Source organism: Gilliamella sp. wkB72, assembly GCF_001693745.1.
Taxonomy (GTDB): domain Bacteria; phylum Pseudomonadota; class Gammaproteobacteria; order Enterobacterales; family Orbaceae; genus Gilliamella; species Gilliamella apicola_E.
The window spans coordinates 34119-54716 of sequence record NZ_LZEI01000002.1 but is presented as its reverse complement, the minus strand read 5'-3'; the positions used below and the strand labels follow the sequence as shown (position 1 = coordinate 54716).

Annotated in this window: 21 protein-coding genes; 12 read left to right on the top strand and 9 right to left on the bottom strand. The window is 35.6% G+C overall.

What is annotated here, in order from left to right:
• Positions 1-27: 27 nt before the first annotated feature.
• The 3 genes from treC to treR form a co-directional block, all read right to left on the bottom strand.
• On the bottom strand, positions 28-1701 hold the full coding sequence (treC, locus tag A9G07_RS00660; protein WP_065733631.1) for an alpha,alpha-phosphotrehalase: 1674 nt from the start codon (positions 1699-1701) through the stop codon (positions 28-30).
• Positions 1702-1771: 70 nt separating this feature from the next.
• A complete protein-coding gene (treB, locus tag A9G07_RS00655; protein ID WP_065562511.1) occupies positions 1772-3199 on the bottom strand; it encodes a PTS trehalose transporter subunit IIBC in 1428 nt (475 codons plus the stop codon).
• 163 nt (positions 3200-3362) lie between these two features.
• A complete protein-coding gene (gene treR / locus A9G07_RS00650; RefSeq protein ID WP_065733630.1) occupies positions 3363-4319 on the bottom strand; it encodes a trehalose operon repressor TreR in 957 nt (318 codons plus the stop codon).
• Between the two features lie 193 nt (positions 4320-4512).
• Between treR and A9G07_RS00645 the strand changes: the two genes are divergently transcribed.
• A complete protein-coding gene (locus A9G07_RS00645; RefSeq protein WP_065733629.1) occupies positions 4513-5043 on the top strand; it encodes a hypothetical protein in 531 nt (176 codons plus the stop codon).
• 87 nt (positions 5044-5130) lie between these two features.
• Here A9G07_RS00645 and A9G07_RS00640 read toward each other — a convergent pair whose 3' ends face one another.
• Positions 5131-5466 (bottom strand): winged helix-turn-helix transcriptional regulator, encoded by a 336-nt coding sequence (locus tag A9G07_RS00640; protein ID WP_065733628.1) that lies wholly within the window; start codon positions 5464-5466, stop codon positions 5131-5133.
• A gap of 177 nt (positions 5467-5643) precedes the next feature.
• On the opposite strand from A9G07_RS00640, the gene A9G07_RS00635 reads away from it, so the two are divergent.
• From A9G07_RS00635 to A9G07_RS00625, 3 genes are all read left to right on the top strand, one after another.
• On the top strand, positions 5644-6279 hold the full coding sequence (locus A9G07_RS00635) for an NAD(P)-dependent oxidoreductase (protein ID WP_065562515.1): 636 nt from the start codon (positions 5644-5646) through the stop codon (positions 6277-6279).
• A 332-nt stretch (positions 6280-6611) separates the two neighbouring features.
• Positions 6612-7979 carry an allantoinase AllB gene (allB, locus tag A9G07_RS00630; RefSeq protein ID WP_065733627.1) on the top strand — a complete coding sequence of 456 codons (1368 nt, stop codon included), beginning with the start codon at positions 6612-6614 and terminating at the stop codon, positions 7977-7979.
• A 42-nt stretch (positions 7980-8021) separates the two neighbouring features.
• The gene (locus A9G07_RS00625) at positions 8022-9404 is read left to right on the top strand and encodes an NCS1 family transporter (protein ID WP_065733626.1); all 1383 of its coding nucleotides are present in this window, start codon (positions 8022-8024) and stop codon (positions 9402-9404) included.
• A gap of 34 nt (positions 9405-9438) precedes the next feature.
• Here the strand turns inward: A9G07_RS00625 and flhA are convergent, their stop codons facing one another.
• From flhA to flgA, 5 genes are all read right to left on the bottom strand, one after another.
• The gene (flhA, locus tag A9G07_RS00620) at positions 9439-11520 is read right to left on the bottom strand and encodes a flagellar biosynthesis protein FlhA (protein WP_065733725.1); all 2082 of its coding nucleotides are present in this window, start codon (positions 11518-11520) and stop codon (positions 9439-9441) included.
• 15 nt (positions 11521-11535) lie between these two features.
• Positions 11536-12666, bottom strand: a complete 1131-nt coding sequence (flhB, locus tag A9G07_RS00615; protein WP_065562518.1) for a flagellar biosynthesis protein FlhB — start codon at positions 12664-12666, stop codon at positions 11536-11538.
• Between the two features lie 137 nt (positions 12667-12803).
• The gene (locus tag A9G07_RS00610; RefSeq protein WP_065562519.1) at positions 12804-13238 is read right to left on the bottom strand and encodes a flagella synthesis protein FlgN; all 435 of its coding nucleotides are present in this window, start codon (positions 13236-13238) and stop codon (positions 12804-12806) included.
• 22 nt (positions 13239-13260) lie between these two features.
• A complete protein-coding gene (gene flgM / locus A9G07_RS00605; RefSeq protein ID WP_065733625.1) occupies positions 13261-13548 on the bottom strand; it encodes a flagellar biosynthesis anti-sigma factor FlgM in 288 nt (95 codons plus the stop codon).
• 78 nt (positions 13549-13626) lie between these two features.
• Complete coding sequence (gene flgA, locus A9G07_RS00600) at positions 13627-14289, bottom strand: flagellar basal body P-ring formation chaperone FlgA (RefSeq protein WP_081303308.1); 663 nt, start codon at positions 14287-14289, stop codon at positions 13627-13629.
• 150 nt (positions 14290-14439) lie between these two features.
• Between flgA and flgB the strand changes: the two genes are divergently transcribed.
• From flgB to A9G07_RS00560, 8 genes are read left to right on the top strand one after another with little or no spacing between them, the layout of a single operon-like run.
• Positions 14440-14850 carry a flagellar basal body rod protein FlgB gene (flgB, locus tag A9G07_RS00595; protein WP_065733623.1) on the top strand — a complete coding sequence of 137 codons (411 nt, stop codon included), beginning with the start codon at positions 14440-14442 and terminating at the stop codon, positions 14848-14850.
• Between the two features lie 2 nt (positions 14851-14852).
• Entirely contained in the window at positions 14853-15260 is a 408-nt protein-coding gene (gene flgC, locus A9G07_RS00590; protein WP_141677437.1) for a flagellar basal body rod protein FlgC, read from the top strand.
• Positions 15261-15312: 52 nt separating this feature from the next.
• Positions 15313-15993, top strand: a complete 681-nt coding sequence (flgD, locus tag A9G07_RS00585; RefSeq protein WP_442903349.1) for a flagellar hook assembly protein FlgD — start codon at positions 15313-15315, stop codon at positions 15991-15993.
• Positions 15994-16009: 16 nt separating this feature from the next.
• On the top strand, positions 16010-17221 hold the full coding sequence (gene flgE, locus A9G07_RS00580; protein ID WP_065562525.1) for a flagellar hook protein FlgE: 1212 nt from the start codon (positions 16010-16012) through the stop codon (positions 17219-17221).
• A 14-nt stretch (positions 17222-17235) separates the two neighbouring features.
• The gene (locus A9G07_RS00575; RefSeq protein ID WP_065733620.1) at positions 17236-17985 is read left to right on the top strand and encodes a flagellar basal body rod protein FlgF; all 750 of its coding nucleotides are present in this window, start codon (positions 17236-17238) and stop codon (positions 17983-17985) included.
• Between the two features lie 18 nt (positions 17986-18003).
• The gene (flgG, locus tag A9G07_RS00570; protein WP_065562527.1) at positions 18004-18786 is read left to right on the top strand and encodes a flagellar basal-body rod protein FlgG; all 783 of its coding nucleotides are present in this window, start codon (positions 18004-18006) and stop codon (positions 18784-18786) included.
• Positions 18787-18796: 10 nt separating this feature from the next.
• The gene (locus tag A9G07_RS00565; protein WP_081299484.1) at positions 18797-19474 is read left to right on the top strand and encodes a flagellar basal body L-ring protein FlgH; all 678 of its coding nucleotides are present in this window, start codon (positions 18797-18799) and stop codon (positions 19472-19474) included.
• A gap of 11 nt (positions 19475-19485) precedes the next feature.
• Positions 19486-20589: a flagellar basal body P-ring protein FlgI gene (locus A9G07_RS00560; RefSeq protein WP_065733619.1), complete on the top strand. Its 1104-nt coding sequence runs from the start codon at positions 19486-19488 to the stop codon at positions 20587-20589.
• Positions 20590-20598: the final 9 nt, after the last annotated feature.

Sequence of the window (20598 nt, the reverse complement as noted above, 5' to 3'; positions counted from 1 at the left end):
GCGTTAATTTTAGTATGTTAAAAATTGCTAATTATTTTCGTGCAACAAATACATAGCCTCATAAGGTTGTAATACCATTTCACCTTCAAACTCTGTTTGATTTGAGTAATTACTTAACAAGTTTTGCCAAGAACTATTTTCCAATGCTTTAGGCAATTGCCATTTAACCGTATTTTCGGTCAGATTGGCTATCACAAGTAACGTTTGATTATTCCAATGTCTGACATAGCACCAACAATCAGCATTATCAGGCGTTAGATCTTGATAGTCACCGAAAATAAAGATCGGGTATGTTTTGCGTAATTTGATTAAAGTTTGATAGCAATAAAAAATGGAATTAGGATCGTCAAGTGCTGCCTTCACATTGATTTTTGGGTAATTGTTTGCCACCTCAATCCAAGGTTTACCTTGACTAAATCCGGCGTTGACGGTGTTGTCCCATTGCATTGGCGTTCGGCTATTATCCCGTGATTTACTGGCAAGAATCGCTAACATATCAGACTCTGACACACCTTCGGCAATTTTTTCTTGATAGATGTTAAGACTTTCCACATCTTTATATTGCGAAATATGGGTAAAATGGGGATTGGTCATCCCAATCTCTTCACCTTGATAAAGATACGGCGTGCCTTGTAGTCCATAAAGAATCATTGCCAGCATTTTGGCCGATTCGCTATGGTATTGATTTTCATTACCTAAACGTGACACAATGCGGGGTTGATCGTGATTACACCAGAAAATTGCATTCCACGCTTTACCATGCATACCCTTTTGCCAATAGCCAAGTATTTTTTTGAGTTCAAGTAAATCGGGCTTAGCCAGCGTCCATTTTTCCCCATTGGGATAATCAATCTTTAAATGATGAAAATTAAACGTCATGGTCAACTCTTTGCCATCCAATGCGGCATATTTTTGACAGTTTTCAAGCGTAGTGGACGACATTTCACCCACTGTTTTTAAACCATTAGGTTGAAAAACATCCCGACTTAACTCTTGTAAAAATTCGTGTATTTTCGGGCCATCCGTATAATATTTTCGTCCGTCACCTTGTACGTCATCCGGAAAGTCTTGCTGTTTAGAAACCAAATTGATCACATCCAACCTTAATGCATCAACCCCTTTATCCGCCCAAAATTGACAGACGTTTTTAATCTCTTGGCGGACAGTTGGATTTTCCCAATTGAGATCGGCTTGCTGCTTTGCAAACAGGTGTAAATAGTATTGTCCTGATTGCTCATGCCACTGCCAGGCTTTGCCGCCAAATTTAGATCGCCAATTGTTGGATTCTGATCCGTCAGCTTTGGCGTCTTTCCAAATATAAAACGATCGAAATGGGCTGGTTTTATCTAAGGCCGATTTAAACCATGGATGCTCTGTTGAAGTGTGGTTAAATACCATATCCATCATAATCCGGATATCACGTTCATGCGCCTGCTTCACCAATAATTCAAAGTCGTCCATCGTGCCATAAGCCGGATCAATATCATAATAATCCGATACATCATAACCATTATCAACTTGCGGAGAGGGATAAATTGGCGTTAACCAAATCGCACTAATGCCCAGATTTTTCAGATAATCTAATCGGCTGATAATGCCTAATAAATCCCCCGTTGAACCCGCGCCACTGGCTTGAAAGCTTTTGGGATAGATTTGATAGATAGTACCATTTTGCCACCACGGGATATCTATTTTATTCATTGCTTACTCTTTTATTTTTAATCAGTAAAATTAAATTCACATAAAATGGGTGAATTACTATTTATAATCATTATTGGATATTTAGTGTGCCTTTTTTCTGTTTTATTTTATAAACAATGATGGTTAATGCGATCGGAACAATAATCGCTACTAGCATTGCTAAGGCATAAATTGACCAATAAACAGGTTTTATTGATAAGATACCGGGCAATCCCCCCACACCGATACCATTAGATAATACACCATATAAACCACAGATTAACCCAGCACTAGCTGCACCGACCATGGCACAGAACATTGGGAATTTATAGCGTAAGTTAATACCGTACATAGCTGGCTCAGTAACACCTAGATAGCCGGATATAGCAGCAGGAATGGAAACTTCGCGCTCATTATGTTTTCGACTGATCAAAATGATGCCAACAACGGCTGAAGCTTGAGCAATATTGGATAAAGCAATGATTGGCCAAATCGGTGTACCGCCCATACTTTCTGTCATCTGCATATCGATAGCTAATGTAGTATGGTGAATTCCAGTAATAACCAACGGTGCATAAAAGAATCCAAAAATTGCTGACCCAATGAAGGCATAATCACCAGTCATTAAATATTTAACCACATAAGCAATACCATTGCCTAACATTCGTCCGATTGGCCCTAAAAGAAAATGCGCAAGGACGACGGCTAATAGCAGTGATACGATTGGGACAATCACTAAAGTTAGGTAATTAGGGACAATTCTACGTAATCGAGTTTCGATCCATCCCAATGCCAAACCAGCAAAAATAGATGGAATCACTTGTGCTTGATAGCCGACTTTTTGAATCGTAAACCAACCAAAATCCCACACGTCAGGAACGATTTTCCCTAGATTATAAGCATTCATCAGTTGTGGAGAAACCAATGTTATGCCTAAAACAATCCCTAACACAGGAGAACCGCCCATTTTTTTGACTGTAGACCAGCAAATAGCCACCGGTAAAAAGTGGAAAATCGCTTCACACGGTAACCAAAGGAAACTATGTATAGGTACCAACCAAGTATACGTGTCAGTAAGCGGTTTATCGTTAATAGTTGGCATTTCACCAATTACATTACGCAAGCCGAGTAATAAACCACCCGCAATCAGTGCAGGTAATAATGGTACAAAAATTTCAGCTAAATTTGAGATTAACCGTTCAAACCATGACATATTTTGTTTAGCTGCGGCTTTTGTTTGCTCTTTGGTCGCTTCGTCAATATTTAATTGTTCAATCAATAATTTGTAATAACTATCCACATCCGTTCCAATAATAACCTGAAACTGCCCGGCATTATTAAAGCATCCTTTGACAAAAGACAATCCTTCAATCGCTTCAACATTGGCTAATTTGGGATTAGCAAGCGCAAACCTTAATCTTGTCAAACAATGGGTAACACTAGCAATGTTTTCTTTTCCTCCAACAAGTTCAATCAATTGCATAATTGATTTTGTTGAAACTTTAGGTGCTTTTGCCATTGTTAAGTCTCCTTATTTTCAATTTAAGCCAAAATTTTTTTAATTATTTCGACCCTAATTTGGTAACAATTAAGCATAAATTGAATTATTATTTAAATAAATGGGAACGTTCCCTTTTTGTGATAAACCTCACAATTTTAGGCAATATATCACTCAAAAATAGTTAAATGAGTATTTGGGAAGGAACCGTAATAATTTTAGGTTTTGCTCCACTTTGTAGTATTTGCAATAACTCGTTTGCAGCATAAGTACCCGCTTTATCAAAACCAAGATCGACAGTAATCGTTTTGGTAAACAAGAATTTAAGCAGCTCACTACTACCAATGCTAATAACAACAATATTATTGATATTTTTTTCAGATAAGAACTTATTTAGACCTAAAGCAATTGAATCGGTAGCACAAATGATTGCTGTTGGTGAATCAACCAATACTGACTCGGCAAGTTCATAACCAGAATAATAACTTAATTTGCCAAGCACCGCATTTGGCTTAAGTTTATGAGTATGACAAAAATTAGTATACGCTTGGTAGCGTAATTCACCAGTAGTCTGATCTTGTTTAGTAATACCAATATAGCCAATTTTTTTATGCTTTTGATATAAATAGGTTAATGCTTTGTTTACCGCCCCTACATCATCATAACAAATGCAAGTATAATCAGAAAAAGGCCTAGCAATAACCACACATTTATCTTGCCAAAATGTCAGCCGAGAGCTATTCAATCCTGTAAAAGCAAAAATCACTACACCGTCAGCTTGCTTTTCTTTTAACATTGTCAGGTGTTCTTCGACTTTTTGCGGGCTAAATTGGCTCTCAATGATAATCGGATCATACCCATTTGCATAAAAAACAGGCAACATGTTTCGAACTGCATGATTTTCGGATATGGAATCAAGGCGAGTAACAATTATACCAATCACTTTATTACCATAACCACGCATTGCTCTAGCTGATTTGGATGGGGTAAATTGATATTGTTCAACAATTGCCATCACTTTGTTACGTGTCGATTCCTTCACCATTGGGTCGTGATTAATAACTCGCGAAACAGTGGATTTACTCACCCCGCTCAATTTGGCAATATCTTTAATGGTTAAATTCGGTGATGGCTTATTCATAATCAATTTTTAGAATGAAAATCAATTAAATCATAGTAATATAGTTTTAACAAAATGGCGATAGGGTGGCTAGTAAGTTAATATCAAAATTATTAACTATTACTTATTCTTCATTTATAATTAGATTGAGATTTGACTAGAGGAATAAAACAGAATCAACAAAGCATTAATAACCTCACATAGACAATTAATTATGAAAAAATCATATTTACTTTTAGGTTACACGCTATATTTTTTGAGTTTATCTGGCTATGCGTCTAGTGATGACACGAAGAATATAACAGAACAATTTAGATCAGCTTTGTTATGTCAGTCAAAGCCTTTTGCCATAGAAGATAAAAAGATCATTGCTGAACTTGCAAAACAAAAAATTACTATAAAAAAACAAGATAGTATAAATGAAATCGAATACTATTTTGAGCAACCTATCAAAGTTAAGAATGTATGGGTTAATATGATTCGTTATGAAAGCGATAATTTTGTCACATCTTTTTATGCTAAAGCCAAAGGTGATATGCACAAGTTCGCTAAATTGATTGAGGTTAACCCTATATTACGCAGCTGTGAAGAACCTATTCCTTTAAATGATACAGACATATTCCGAAAGGAAATTACCCCTATTACTGACAATAATCTCTACCCAGATACAATCGTAATTGGTCAGGATAAAGACTCAAAGCCGGATGAATTTTATTTCATTTGTTCTAAATTTGAGGCTAATTAGCCATAATTTTCTGCTTAATGAAAATCATGCTATTAGTTTACTAACATTACTTATGTATAAATAGAAAAATCATTTTATAAATGAAACCTATTTATTAGCACTTTGTTTTGATTTATAAGCACTTCCCCACGCTAACATAGCATCATGCACTTGTTTTAAACTTTGCCCGACATCGGTCAATGTGTATTCCACTTTAGGTGGTACTTGGGCATAGACTTTGCGGCTGATTAAGCCGTTTTTTTCCATTGTTCTTAGATGTTGGGTTAAGACTTTTTGAGATATACCGTTTAGTGATTTTTTTAATTCTCCAAAGCGTTTTGTACCTGTTAATAAATCACGAACGATTAAGACTTTCCATCTATCACCCATTAACATAAGGGTAATTTCGACAGGGCAAGGAGGTAAAATTACGTTGAGTGACATTAGTTAAAAATCCTTTAAATTCAATAATAGTATCATTTCAGTAACTATATTACTGCTTGGTACCTACTTTACAATAGATACTTAGAATATTAACCTAAAAATATCAAATTGTTAAAAGATTTTTCCAATTTAAAACCTGAATCAAACAATACTTATAAATTAATAAAGGAGTAAAAAATGAAAATTGCGGTTATTGGTGCTAGTGGTAAGTCAGGTAGTCTGATCGTTAAAGAAGCAATTGCGCGTGGACATGATGTAACGGCGATTGTTCGTAATCCCAACGCTCATGTTGACCCTAAGGCAAAAATTCTAGTTAAAGATCTGTTTGATCTAACTTATGAAGATTTGAAACCTTTTGATGTCATTATTGATGCTTTTGCAGCATGGACACCAGAAACCCTTCCACAACATCAAACTAGCTTAAAACACTTAACTGATATTTTAAGCGGTAAACCTAATCGTTTATTAGTTGTTGGCGGTGCAGGTAGTTTATATGTCAATCCTGAGCATACTATTCGTTTAGTTGACTCTCCGGATTTCCCGGATGAATTTAAACCATTAGCCAATAACATGGCAAAAGCTTTAGATCAATTAAGAACTTGTAATGATGTAAATTGGACCTATCTAAGCCCAGCAATTGAGTTTATTGCTGATGGTCCAAGAACTGGTCATTATATTGTTGGTGGCGAGCAAATTTTGGTTAATAGCCAAGGGAAAAGTCAAATCAGCTATGCTGACTATGCAATCGCGATGATTGATGAAGCGGAGAATGCAAAACACATTAAACAACGTTTTACTGTAGCTACTAAATAATATTTTTAAGACCTTACATTAATAGCGATACCTAAAAGGTTTACTTTAATGTAAGGCACATAATCTAATCATTCCAATGTTTTATTCGATTTTCCTATCTAATCACCCAAAATGGTGCAAAAAAATTAACCAAACTGATTTAAATGGATCATTTTAGTGCAACCACACTTAAAGAAAACCAAATCATGTCAGTTATGACTTACTTTTTGATTTTGTGGCACGTTTATTGCATAAGTATAAAGATTATTATGAAAATTTGATAAAACAAATAATACTGATAATATGAATTAGTATATGTCTAATTTGTAATCAATTCAGTTGGGAAAATTATTATGCAGTACGATCTCATTATTAAAAATGGTCTTGTCATTCTCGAATCTGGCGAAACTTATACCGATATTGCAATAAAAAATGGCAAAATTGCAGCAATTGGCCCTAATTTAGTGCAAGCCGATGAAATTATTGATGCTAATGGCTTAATTGTTAGTCCCGGAATGGTTGATATTCATGTTCATATTAGTGAACCTGGTGGTGTTCGTCATGAGTGGGAAGGCTATATCACAGGAACAAAGGCATGTGCAAAAGGAGGCGTAACAACCTTTGTTGAAATGCCTCTGAACCAACTCCCGGCGACTACTAGTGGTGAAACTCTTCGCACCAAATATGCTGCTGGTGAAGGAAAACTTTATGTTGATGTTGCTTCTTATGGTGGATTAGTTCCTTATAATCTGACCAATAATGGTATTGCAGAACAAGTCGAAGAAGGTGTTGCGGCATTTAAATGTTTTATGGCAACCTGTGGTGATCCAAACCTTGACGGTGATTTTGCCAATGTAAATGATTATGCATTATGGGAAGGAATGCGCCAAATTGCTAAAACCGGTAAAGTGTTAGCTATCCATGCAGAAAATGCCGCAATTACTGATATTTTAGGGCAACAAGCTAAAGCACGAGGCGAAAATAAATTATCACAATATGTAGCAACCCGTCCGGCATTTACTGAAGTTGAAGCAATTCGTCGAGCAATCTTTTTCGCTAAACAAACTGGGTGCCCGATTCATATATGCCATGTCGCTTGTCCTGAAGGAGTTGAAGAGGTTATCAAAGCACGCCAAGAAGGCATTAATGTGACGTGCGAAACCTGTATCCATTACCTCTATTTTACTACAGACCAATTGGATGCTATTGGACCAATTGCAAAATGTTCACCACCAATCCGTGATCAGCAAGCTCAAGAAGGATTATGGAAATATCTATTTGCTGGCCACATCATCACTGCGGTGTCTGACCATTCACCATGTACTTACGATTTAAAAGACAAAGCCAATGCCTTTGATGCTTGGGGCGGAATTTCTGGTGTTCAAAATAATGTGGATATTATGTTTGATGAAGCCGTACAAAAACGGGGTATGTCATTAAAACAATTTGCCGATATCATCGCTAAAAACCCTGCTGAAAGATACAACTTACCAACTAAAGGCTCAATTCAAGTAGGTAAAGATGCTGACATCATCTTTATTAAACCTCATTCTAGCTATGTATTAAAAGAACAAGATCTCGAATATCGTAATAAATTTAGTCCTTATGTAGGACGACAAATTGGTGCACAAGTTGTTCAAACATTATTACGAGGCAAAACTATTTATCAAATTAATGCCGGTATTAATTCAACACCAAGAGGTGAATTTATTCGGCGTTAATAATGGAATTGAAACGACAGAAATAAGTAGGGAAGGAAAGTCATGAAGAATAATACAGCACAATCACCAAATACATCGATGCAGATTGATAGTTCTTTATTACCCAAATCTAGCAAAGATCGAACTATGAATCCTTTAGCCTATTCTTTTATGTGGATTGGCGATGGCATGAATTTGGGTAATATGACCTTAGGTGCAAGCTTAGTTGTAGCTGGTGTGGCCACCATGAATATTTTCCAAACTTTTGCCGCAACGTTAATTGCAATATTGATTATTACGACGATTTTTGTTTTTAATGATCGCTTAGGATATCGCACAGGTATTCCTTATGTGGTACAACTTCGCATGTCATTTGGTATAAAAGGCGCTATTATTTCTTCATTACTCCGCGGTATTCCTGCTATTGTTTGGTATGGATTTCAAAGTTGGATAGGTGCAACTGCACTCAATGAAATTATTAGAATATTATCTAATGGTGATTTTAATAATATATTTATCTGTTTTCTTATTTTACAATTTTTCCAAATCGCTTTGTCGCTTTATGGATTCCATGCAATAAAATGGGTAGAAACGTTAATTTCAATTGTTATTCTTTGTGCGTTAATTTATGTCTTTATTATATTACTCAATAATCATCAAGAGATTATTATAGACAAATGGGTAAATACCGAAGGGACTTGGGGATTACCATTCTGTGGCTTCATTATGATGTTTTTAGGTAATTACGCCGCAATTTTTCTTAGTGCAGCTGATTACTCACGAGAACTAAAAGCAGGTTTTAGCGATAAAAAAAGGGGGCTCCTCTATTTTCTACCAATTTTTGTTGCTTACGGTTTTATTATTACTATTGGTGTGATGTTAGCTTCAGTCACAGGTAACTCTAATCCAGTTAAAGCATTTGCGATTGTAGTAAATAATCCATATATCACCATTGTGGTATCATCCTTTATTGTATTAGGTACCATTGCTGTAAATATCGTTGCTAATATCATCCCACCAGCTTACGTAATTACGTTATTAACAAAAGCTAAATATAAAGTAGCAGTAACCATTACAGGATTATTAGCTATCGCTTCTTTTCCTTGGGTTCTTGTTCAGGATACCTCAGCAAAAGGATTAGGTTTATTTATTCTAATTTACTCCGCATTTTTGGGACCAATTGTGGCAATTTTGTTAGTGGAATACTATCTGTTACGTCGCCAAAAAATTGATGTAAATACACTATATGATAACAACGGTCAATTTGCTGGATTTAACCCCGCTGCTATTCTAGCGATGCTTATTGGATCAGCAGCTGCATTTTATGAAGTGAGCTTAACATGGATTGTCGGCTTTGTTGTTGGTGGTATAAGTTATATATTGCTCACTAAATTCTCATTTAAAAACTCACCTTTCAAAAAAGGGACAATATTTGAAAAAAAATAGATTAAATGACGATCAATATTGTGCAGTAAATTTATCATAATTCACTGCCAATTTGATATGTCACTTGGATCTTTCGGTTATCAGGTATTTCTAAATTAGATAACACGGCTAATTGAGGAAAATTAGGTCTTAAAAACTGGGAGAGCATAGCTCTTAATGTGTGATTAACCAATAAAACAGGCGGCGCTCCCATTGCATCTTGCTGATTTAATGCTTGTTTGAGTTGTTGAAGAATATGTTCTGCTAGTCCCGGTTCAACATTACTAGTATTTTGCAAAGCTTGCAGTAATATTCTTTCTAAATCAATATTTAATCCAATTACTCTTATCGGTTCCGTCCCAGGAAACCATTGTTGGGTAATCACACGCCCTAGCGCTATTCTAACAATACTGAGTAAATGATAGGCATCATTTTGATTTGGTGCCTGTTCACAAATCGTCTCAATAATTGTGCGCATATCACGAATCGACACTTTTTCAGAAAGTAAGTTTTGTAGAATTTTATGAAAAGTAGTTAAAGGCACTACGTCAGGAATAAAATCTTCGACTAATTTAGGAATATCCTGCTTTATTCGATCCAATAATTCTTGTGTCTCTAACCGTCCCAATAAATCACTAGCAAATTGATGTAACAAATGATTGAAATGGGTGGCAATCATGGTACTAGTATCAACAACAGTGTAACCCAATATTTGTGCATTTTCTTTGTCATTTTCATCTATCCAAACAGCAGGTAAACCAAAAGCCGGCTCAATAGTTTCAATGCCTTCGATAGTTTCGGTTACTGTGCCGGGGTTGATCGCTAACCATTTATTATTCATTATTTCGCCTTGACCAATTTCACCACCTTTTATAAAAATTTTATATTGATAAGGTGATAACGAGAGATTATCGCGAATATGAACTTGAGGCGGTAAAAAGCCTAATGTTTGCGCAAACTTTTTACGCAAACTACGAATTCGACCAAGTAATTCACCATTTTGGTTTTGATCAACCATAGGAATGAGCCCGTATCCAACTTCCATCGCTAAGATATCTTCAATATTGACATCAGACCATGAAGCGTCAATATTTGTTGGCGCTGCAACACTTTTGGGTGGAGCGGCAACTGATTTCTCAACTTTCTTTTGTTTGGTTAACCACCAAGAAATTACTGATAATACCGCAGTAAACATTAAAAATACTAAATTTGGCATCCCTGGAATCAGTCCAAGCAAACCAATAACAACCGCAGTTAATATTAATACTTGAGGATTATTAAATAACTGTTTGAGCATTTGATCGCTAATGTTTTCTTGTGAGGTAACCCGAGTCACAATTACACCCGCAGCGGTAGAAATAATCAGTGAGGGAATTTGTGCAACTAGACCATCACCAATAGTCAATAATACATAGGTTTTACTCGCATCTGAAAATGTCATACCATGCTGCATTACCCCAACTAATAATCCACCAACAATGGTTATGGCCATAATTAGTAATCCAGCGATGGCGTCACCACGTACAAACTTACTCGCACCATCCATTGAGCCATAAAAATCGGCTTCCTGTGTAACTTCTGCGCGCCGTGCTTTGGCTTCATCTTCACCAATTAATCCAGCATTGAGATCAGCATCAATTGCCATCTGTTTACCCGGCATACCATCCAACGCAAAGCGAGCACCAACTTCAGCTATCCTACCAGCACCTTTAGTGATTACCATGAAGTTGATAATCACTAAAATAATAAAGACAACAATACCAATAGCGAAATTACCGCCCACTAAAAAATGCCCAAAAGCTTCAATAACTCTACCAGCTGCATCACTACCAGTATGACCTTTTAACAGTACAACCCGAGTTGAAGCAACATTTAGCGATAGTCGTAATAACGTTGCAAAAAGCAGAACTGTAGGAAACGCCGCAAAATCTAAAACCCGCTTAGTAAACAAGGCAACAATCAAAATAATAATTGATAATGCAATATTAAAAGTAAAAAACAGATCCAATATAAATGCAGGTAAAGGTAATACCATCATTGAAAGAATCAATAAAATAAGCATTGGTCCTGTTAAAATTCGATAATGACCACTTTTTGATAGATTTACTGATAATAAATTGGCTAATTTTGATTTCATCATAGAGATTTACTTTTACTCATTCACGGATAAAGATTCAGGGATCGGTATATTCGTTGGTTTTTGAGGCTTATCACCACCATGTTTATGCCAACGTTTTAATTGATAAACCCAGGCTAAAATTTGCGCAACAGCAGCATAGAGTTCGGCTGGGATGGTTTGTCCTATTTCACCATAGCGATATAAAGCCCGAGCGAGAGGGGGAGCCTCTAATTGTGGAATGCGGTGCTCTTGGGCAATTTCTTTAATTTTGATAGCGATATTGTCGGTACCTTTAGCTATCAGTTTAGGGGCAGACATAGTTTTATCATCATATTGTAGTGCAACAGCATAATGAGTTGGGTTAGTGATAATAACATTGGCTTTTGGTACATCTTTCATCATTCGACGTCTTGCTATTGCTTGTTGCATCTGGCGAATGCGACCTTTAATTTGTGGATTACCTTCTTGCTCCTTGAACTCGTCTTTAATCTCTTGTTTAGACATTTTTAATTTTTTTAAATTACTCCAGATTTGATAAAAAATATCAAATCCAACCATAGGAATTAAAGCTAAAATAGTTAATATTCCTGAATAAATAAGCAGCTGCATAACGTTAGATAATGCACTATTTAAATACATATTTGGCAGCGAAAGCATATTTGGAAATTGATTGATTAGAAACAATGTCACGGCAAAACCGATTAAAACAACTTTAAGCAGGCTTTTAAATAACTCTGAAAAAATTCGAATACTAAAAATTCTTTTAAATCCGCTAATCGGATTCAATTTACCAAAATTGGGTTTAATTGATTGCAAACTAAAAAGTAAACCACCAACTCCCATAGGTGCAATGATGGCAATAATGACTAATCCGAAAAAAATAGGTAAAATCGACCAAAATCCAGCGGTTAATAAATTAATTAAATTGAAAATAATTTGTTTATCATCATCTGTTCGGTATGCAACCAACATAGCGTGTTGAATAATTGTTTTTAAATTAGCAACAAAATGACTGCCCATCATCCAAAATAATAGGATACTAACCAACAAAATAATTAACGATGTTAACTCGCGAGATCGTGGGATTTGTCCCTTTTCCTTGGCTTTTTTTAATTTGCTATCGGTGGGTTGTTCGCTTTTATCTAGATCACTATCATCAGCCATATCTTAATTAAATCAATTTTATTGCCTAATTACCGTTTACAGCACAGTATGAACGCAACTTGATAAAGTTATTGGCTTAATAAGACCCTAATTTAATAGTTATTTATCTCGTTTACCGTGAAACAACTTCAAAATGATTAAACTTTAGCGCGTTTAGATGAAATAGTTTCTGGTTGTTGATAACCATTATGGGTATAAACAGCAGGATTATTCATGCTTTTCAAATAATCTATTGAATGTTGAGTTACGTTCATTCGGTTTTGAATAAGCACTCCGTTTTCCCGATTGATTTGAGCTAATCGCTGAGTCATTTTTGTGATAGCTTGCCATTTTAATGCTAACTCTTGTTTTTCACTATAAGGTGATTGAATATTGCATTGCTGACTAACTTTTAGTCTTTTTTCATCCAGTAATTTTAACTCAATAAGTAATTGGCTTTTTTGGTTTATAATTTCACTCAATTGATTTACTGAATTATTTTTAAATAATATTTGTTGTTCAGCTTCTAAAATATCTGACAGGGCTTGTAACATAACTGTTACATTATTAAAAATGTTATCTAATTCTAACATGACGACATTCCTTCAAAATCAATTAGATTTCAATATTTTCGAAAGTTTGCTTAATAATTTCATCGGCAATTTTATTTGGATTGATCACTAATTTACCTTCAGTAATGGCCTGTTTTATCTTTTCAATTTTACTAATATCGATATCATTTTCAGTTGAATGCAACATTGCTATAGTATTTTGGCTTAACTTAACATTCAACGTTAAGTTACTTGAGTTTTGCACAGATGCATTAGTTTTTTTATTTTGCTCATTTATACGATTAAGTACCCCTGATACGGCGGTAACCATTTTTGTTGCATCTATACTCATAAAATTCCTTCAATTAACGTTGAGGTTTATAGGGGAGGTTTAATCTAATTATCGGCAAAAATCAGAAAATCATTAATTTTATTTATTTAAAATTGTGATACCTTTTTCTGTAACAACACCCTGAACAATATTACCTGTATTAAGTTTGATATTTATTAATTCACCCAAAGCACCATTGCTTAGTGTTTTGCCATTAGCAGCAATTGAATAACCCTCACCATTAACAATTACTTTTACAGTTTGACCTGCTTTAACATGCCAATTTTTCTGTAACATTGAATTTTTAATTGGCTCACCATTATTAATATTTCTTAAAGCAATATGATTGATAACCGCTGATTTATTCAAAATTACAGCAGGTGGTAATTTATCTAACCGCCCAGATTGCATTTTCACTTGCTGCTCTGTCATTAATGTTCCTGCACTTATCGGCTGATTCGCCATAACATAACTCCCAGTAACAGCAACATAAACTTGAATATATTTAGTAATGTTTTCACATTTAGCAGTAATAGTTAAATTACCCCACTGCTTATTTTTATTTAAAATCGCAAATGTTGGTGAATCACAATTTAACTGAGGTTTTAAAGTGAGGTAATCAATAGCAATATTATCAATATTAGCTTCGCTAATTTGTTGATAGATTAGATCGCTAATCTGTTTTTCCATTGAGTTAGCCAAAGCTATTTTTGAGCTACACAACACACCTAAAAGGCTTATATATTTTATAAACTGAGACATATTTGTTCACAACATTATTGGTAACTAAATTTTACTTTATCAGCTAATTTATTGAATGTTGAAATAAGGGCAATTTTTATCGTTATTTATACGATGATTTTTTTTTGATTTGCTTAAAATTCTCTACATAAAAAAAGATGAGATGATTTTATGCTAAATAAATTAGATACTTTTGTTAACTTTCATCAACAAGCATTAAATGTTCGTGAAAAACGACAAAATATACTTGCGACCAATATTGCCAATAGTGATACACCTAATTATCAAGCTAGAGATATTGATTTTAATATTGAATTAAAAAAAGCAATCAATAATCAACATACGCTTAATAATATAAAGCTTAATACAACATCGGCAAAACATATTCAAACCAACACTATTGGCTCAGCTGATTATCAACTTCTGTATCGCATTCCTTATCAATCATCTGCTGATGGTAATACTGTTGAAATGGATCAAGAAAGAACAGCTTTTATGGATAACAGTATCCATTATCAAAGTAATTTAACATTTTTAGGTGAACAATTTAAAAATGTAATATCCGTATTACAGCAAGGATAACCATTATGAGCTTCTCTATTTTTTCTATCTCTGGTTCTGCCTTAATGGCTCAAACTCAACGAATGAATGTTAGTGCGAGTAATTTAGCAAATGCTGATAGTGTTACAAGTACTTCAGGTCAGGCTTATCGAGCTAAACAAGTTATTTTCCAAGTCGATGATATTAATTATCCAAATAGCGTTGCTGGAGTAAAAGTATCTGAGGTCATCGAAGACCCATCACCAATGAATTTAGTCTATGATCCTAAGCACCCTTTAGCTGATGAAAAAGGTTATATTCAAAAACCTAATGTAGATGTAGTGGCAGAGATGGTCAATACCATTTCAGCATCTCGTAGCTACCAAGCAAATGTGGAAGTCATTAATACCGTAAAAAGCTTAATGCTTAAAACACTTACCTTAGGGCAATAAAGGGGCTTAATTCATGGGTATTTCGAATGTACCAGTTTCAGAATCATCAAATATGGCAAGTCCACAAGCAGTGAGGAAAGGTTCATCTGATGGTAATTCTAGTCAGGAGTTACAAGATAATTTTTTAACATTACTTATTGCCCAAATGAAGAATCAAGATCCAACCAATCCAATGGATAATAGTCAGTTAACCTCGCAATTGGCTCAAATTAATACGTTAGCTGGCATTGAACGACTGAATACAACGTTAGGTATGGTTTCAGGCCAGATTGACGATAGTTTATCAGTCAATGCAAGCAATATGATTGGTAAAGGCGTTATGGTTCCTGGTAATAAAATATTAGTCGCAACATCAGAAGTAGAAGGTTCAGAAAGTGAAAAAGAAACCATTACTACACCATTTGGTTTTGAACTTATGCGTGATGCTGATTCGGTTGTCATCACCATAAAAGATGAAAATGGTAATGTTGTACGTGAAGTTGATCTTGGTTCCATCCCTGCTGGTGTTAGCTCTTTTACTTGGGATGGAGAACTTAACGATGGAACTTTAGCTCCAGATGGTAGCTACACGTTTTCAGTGAATGCTACTTACGAAGGGCAAAAAGTCACATCAACACCATTAGCTTACTCTGTTGTTTACGGAGTAATTAATAGCAAAGTTAATAATAAAGTATTACTTGATTTAGGGATACTTGGTTCAATTAGTATTGACGAAGTGCGTCAAATTCTTTAAAGGGGAATAAGTTTATATGGGATTTTCTCAAGCAATCAGTGGTATGAATGCCGCTTCTAAACAATTAGATGTTATTGGTAATAATATTGCCAATTCTGCAACAGTTGGCTTTAAAAGTGCTAGTATTTCATTTGCTGATATCTATGCCGGTTCAAAAGTAGGGATGGGTGTTAAAGTTGCTGCTGTTATGCAAAATTTTAATGACGGCACAACAACTTCAACCAACAACAGTTTAGATGTGGCGATTTCAGGTAATGGATTTTTCAGATTAGTTGATAGTAGTGGACAAATCTACTATACCCGTAATGGTCAGTTTCAATTAGATGCTGAACGTAATATCGTATCTGCTGACGGCTTCAATTTGACTGGTTATCTTGCGACAGGTACTCCACCACAAATTCAACAAGGTTCAGCACCGGGTCCATTAAAAATTTCACAAGAAATGTTAAATGCATCAGCAACCAATAAAGCTGCTTTGCAAACAAATCTAAATTCAAATAGTAAAGTTCCTGAAAAACAACCGATTAATGCAACAGATGCTGACACATTTAATTATTCAACCACTATCACCACTTATGATTCATTAGGTAATCAACGCAATGTTCAGCTTTTTTATGTAAAAACAGCAGATAACCAATGGGATGTTCATTACCTTGATAGTAGCGATCCTAATGCAACCCTACAAGCATTAGGAAAAATGGAATTTGATTCATCAGGCAAATTAATCAGCGATCCCGAAATGACTATCAATATTAATGGCATAAATGGATCAGAAGATAATAGCTTTACATTATCACTTGCAAACAGCACTCAACAAAATATGGGTAAAGAAGTCGGTAGCATAAAAACCCCTATCGTTGATGGCTACGCAGCAGGTGATTTAGTTGGCTATAGTATTAACAATGATGGCACTATTTATGGTGTTTATTCTAACCAACAAACCATGTTATTAGGTCAAATTGCCATGGCTGATTTTGCCAATGTTAATGGATTAGAGTCAGCAGGGAATAATAACTGGCGTTCAACACTAAATTCTGGTGGTGAAGTATTAGGCTCAGCCAATACTGGTACTTTTGGATCATTAGCCAGTGGTGCCGTTGAATCATCCAATGTCGATATGAGCCAAGAATTAGTTAATATGATTGTTGCCCAACGTAATTATCAATCTAATTCTCAAACCATTAAGACGCAAGATCAAATTCTTAATACATTAGTTAATTTAAGATAACTTAAGGAATATGTATGGATCGCGTTATTTATACTGCCATGTCTGGCGCTAGCCAAACATTAAATCAACAATCCATAACCAGTCATAACTTAGCTAATGTATCAACAGCAGGCTTTCGTGCTCAATTAACGGCAATGAAAGCCGTTCCTATTGTGGGTAATAGTATGCCAACAAGGACCATGGTTGCTGCAACCACGCCTACCTATGATTCAACAATGGGTGCATTTAATTACACTGGGCGAGATTTAGACGTTGCTTTATCAGAAGATGATTGGCTAGCTGTACAGTTAGCTGATGGTAGTGAAGCATATACTCGTAATGGTGCGATTCAAATTGATGAAAATGGCACACTTAATATCCAAGGTCATCCATTGCTTGGTGATAATGGCGTATTAACAGTTCCTCAGCGTTCACAGGTTAGTATCAGTGCCGACGGAACTTTATCAGCGTTAGGTGCAGGTGATAAACGCACAACCATTGCTCAAGTTGGAAAAATAAAGAAAGTTCACCTTGAACCTAATGAGTTGGTACGTGGCGATGACGGTTTTTTTCATGCAACACCTGTTAACAATCTTGGTGCAGTATTACAAGATAATCCTAACGCAAAACTGATGTCTGGAGTATTAGAAGGCAGTAATGTTAATCCTGTTACTGCAATGGTGAATTTGATTAGCCATTCTCGTCAATTTGAAATGCAGATGAAGCAAATTACTACAGCTGATGAAAATGCACAAAGAGCCAATCAAATATTATCGTTAACATAATTAAAATAGGAAAACGCAATGATCAAATCATTATGGATTGCAAAAACTGGGCTAACTGCACAACAAATGAATATGGATATAATTTCCAATAATTTAGCCAACGTTAGTACTGGTGGTTTTAAACGCCAACGTGCTGTTTTTGAAGATCTGTTATATCAAACTATTCGCCAACCTGGCGCTCAATCATCTGAACAAACAACACTACCTTCTGGATTACAAATTGGTACCGGTGTTAGGCCTGTAGCTACCGAACGAATCCATAGCCAAGGAAATTTAGAATTAACTGATAATAGCAGTGATATTGCTATTAATGGACAAGGTTTTTTCCAAGTTCTGATGCCTGATGGAACGCTAGCTTATACTCGAAGTGGTGCTTTTCAAGTTAACCAAAATGGTCAATTAGTTACGGCTGCTGGTTACGAAATTCAACCAACCATCAACATTCCATCAAATGCGATAAAAATGACCGTGGCACGGGATGGTATTGTTAGTGTGACCTTAGCCAATCAATCAACTCAAGTGCAAGTTGGCCAATTAACATTACATACTTTTATTAATGACACTGGGTTAGAAAGTGTTGGGGAAAATCTCTATTTAGAAACCGAAAGCTCCGGTGCTCCAACTGAAAATACACCAGGATTAAATGGTGCTGGATTGCTTTATCAAGGTTATATCGAAACCTCTAACGTAAATGTCGCAGAAGAGTTAGTTAACATGATTCAAGTACAACGTGCTTACGAAATTAACAGTAAAGCAATATCAGCGTCTGACCAAATGTTGCAACGTTTAAATCAGTTATAAAACTATGATAATGAGATATCTTTATATTTTAGTAATGATGTTATTAGTTGGTTGTAGCCAATTACCTAAAAAAGCATTAGTTGAAGGGCAAACCAGTATTGTTCCTCAAATGCCAGAAATTGTTAATTCAAGTGGCTCAATATATCAAGCATCACAACCAAGTAGTTTTGGCTATCAACCAATGTTTGAAGATCGTAGACCTCGCAATATTGGTGATGTATTAACTATTGTATTACAAGAAAATGTGAGTGCGAGTAAAAGTTCATCTATTAATGCTGGCCGTAATGGTGGGGTAAATTTAGGTGTAAAAACCGTTCCTCACTTTTTAGATGGATTAGTTGGTCGAGGCAAAGTAGATACTGATATCTCAGGCAGTAACGATTTTAAAGGATCAGGTGGCGCTAATGCAAAAAATACATTTAGTGGAACCATCACCGTCACCGTTCAAGATGTCATGATTAATGGCAATTTAAAAGTAATTGGTGAAAAACAAATTGCAATAAATCAGGGAACAGAATTTATTCGATTTTCAGGCGTTGTTAACCCAAGGACAATAAGTGGTAACAATACCGTTATTTCAACTCAAGTTGCCGATGCTCGCATTGAATATGTAGGTAATGGCTACATTGATGAAGCACAAACTATGGGTTGGTTACAACGCCTGTTTTTTAATCTTTCACCATTTTAATGAATCTGATTATGTTTAATAAATTACGAACTTTTATTATTTTAATAATGATAGTGGGCACACCCTATAGTTATGCCGAACGAATAAGGGATTTAGTAACTATTCAAGGCGTGCGTGAAAACGCCTTAGTAGGCTATGGAATTGTTGTTGGGCTAGATGGTACTGGAGACCAAACTTCACAAACACCATTTACTATTCAAAGTATAACCAACATGCTTTCACAATTAGGTATTACCGTACCATCAGGTAGTAACATGCAATTAAAAAATGTTGCTGCGGTAATGGTAACGGCTAAATTACCATCTTATGCACGAGTTGGGCAACAAATTGATGTTGTTGTCTCTTCATTAGGTAATGCCAAAAGCCTTCGCGGTGGCACATTGATTATGACGCCATTGAAAGGTGCCGACAATCAAGTTTATGCCATTGCTCAAGGTAATCTTTTTGTTGGTGGTATGGGCGCAAGCAGCAAAGGCAGTAGTGTAACAGTTAATCAAATGGCTGGTGCAACTATTCCGAGTGGAGCGACAATTGAGAGGGAATTAACAACCCGCTTAGATGAAAAAAGTACCATTCATTTACACCTTAACCATTTTGACTTTACCATGGCATCAAAAATCGCTGAAGCAATTAACAAGGTACAAAAAAATATCGCAGTTGCTTTAGATGGTATGACGGTTAAATTGAACATGCCACAAGATAGCCAGGCAAGAGTTAAATTATTATCAAAGATTCAAAACCTACAAATTAGTGCTTCACCAATTTCAGCAAAAGTAGTCATTAATACGCGCACTGGCGTGGTGGTGATGAATCAAAAAGTTCAATTAGACAATTGTGCCGTTGCTCATGGTAATTTGTCTGTGGTGGTCAATAACAAATTAAAAGTTAGCCAGCCTAACACTCCGTTAGCCGGAGGACAAACCGTAGTTGTTCCTGATGATGAGGTTAGCATCGAACAAGATGGCGGAGCATTACATAATTTAGCTTCTGGCGCTGATTTAAACCGAGTAATTAGCTCACTTAATTTATTAGGAGCAAATCCAACAGAATTAATGTCGATACTTGAGGCATTAAAAACCGCAGGTTGTTTGCACGCTGCATTGGAAACGATTTAAAGCATAATT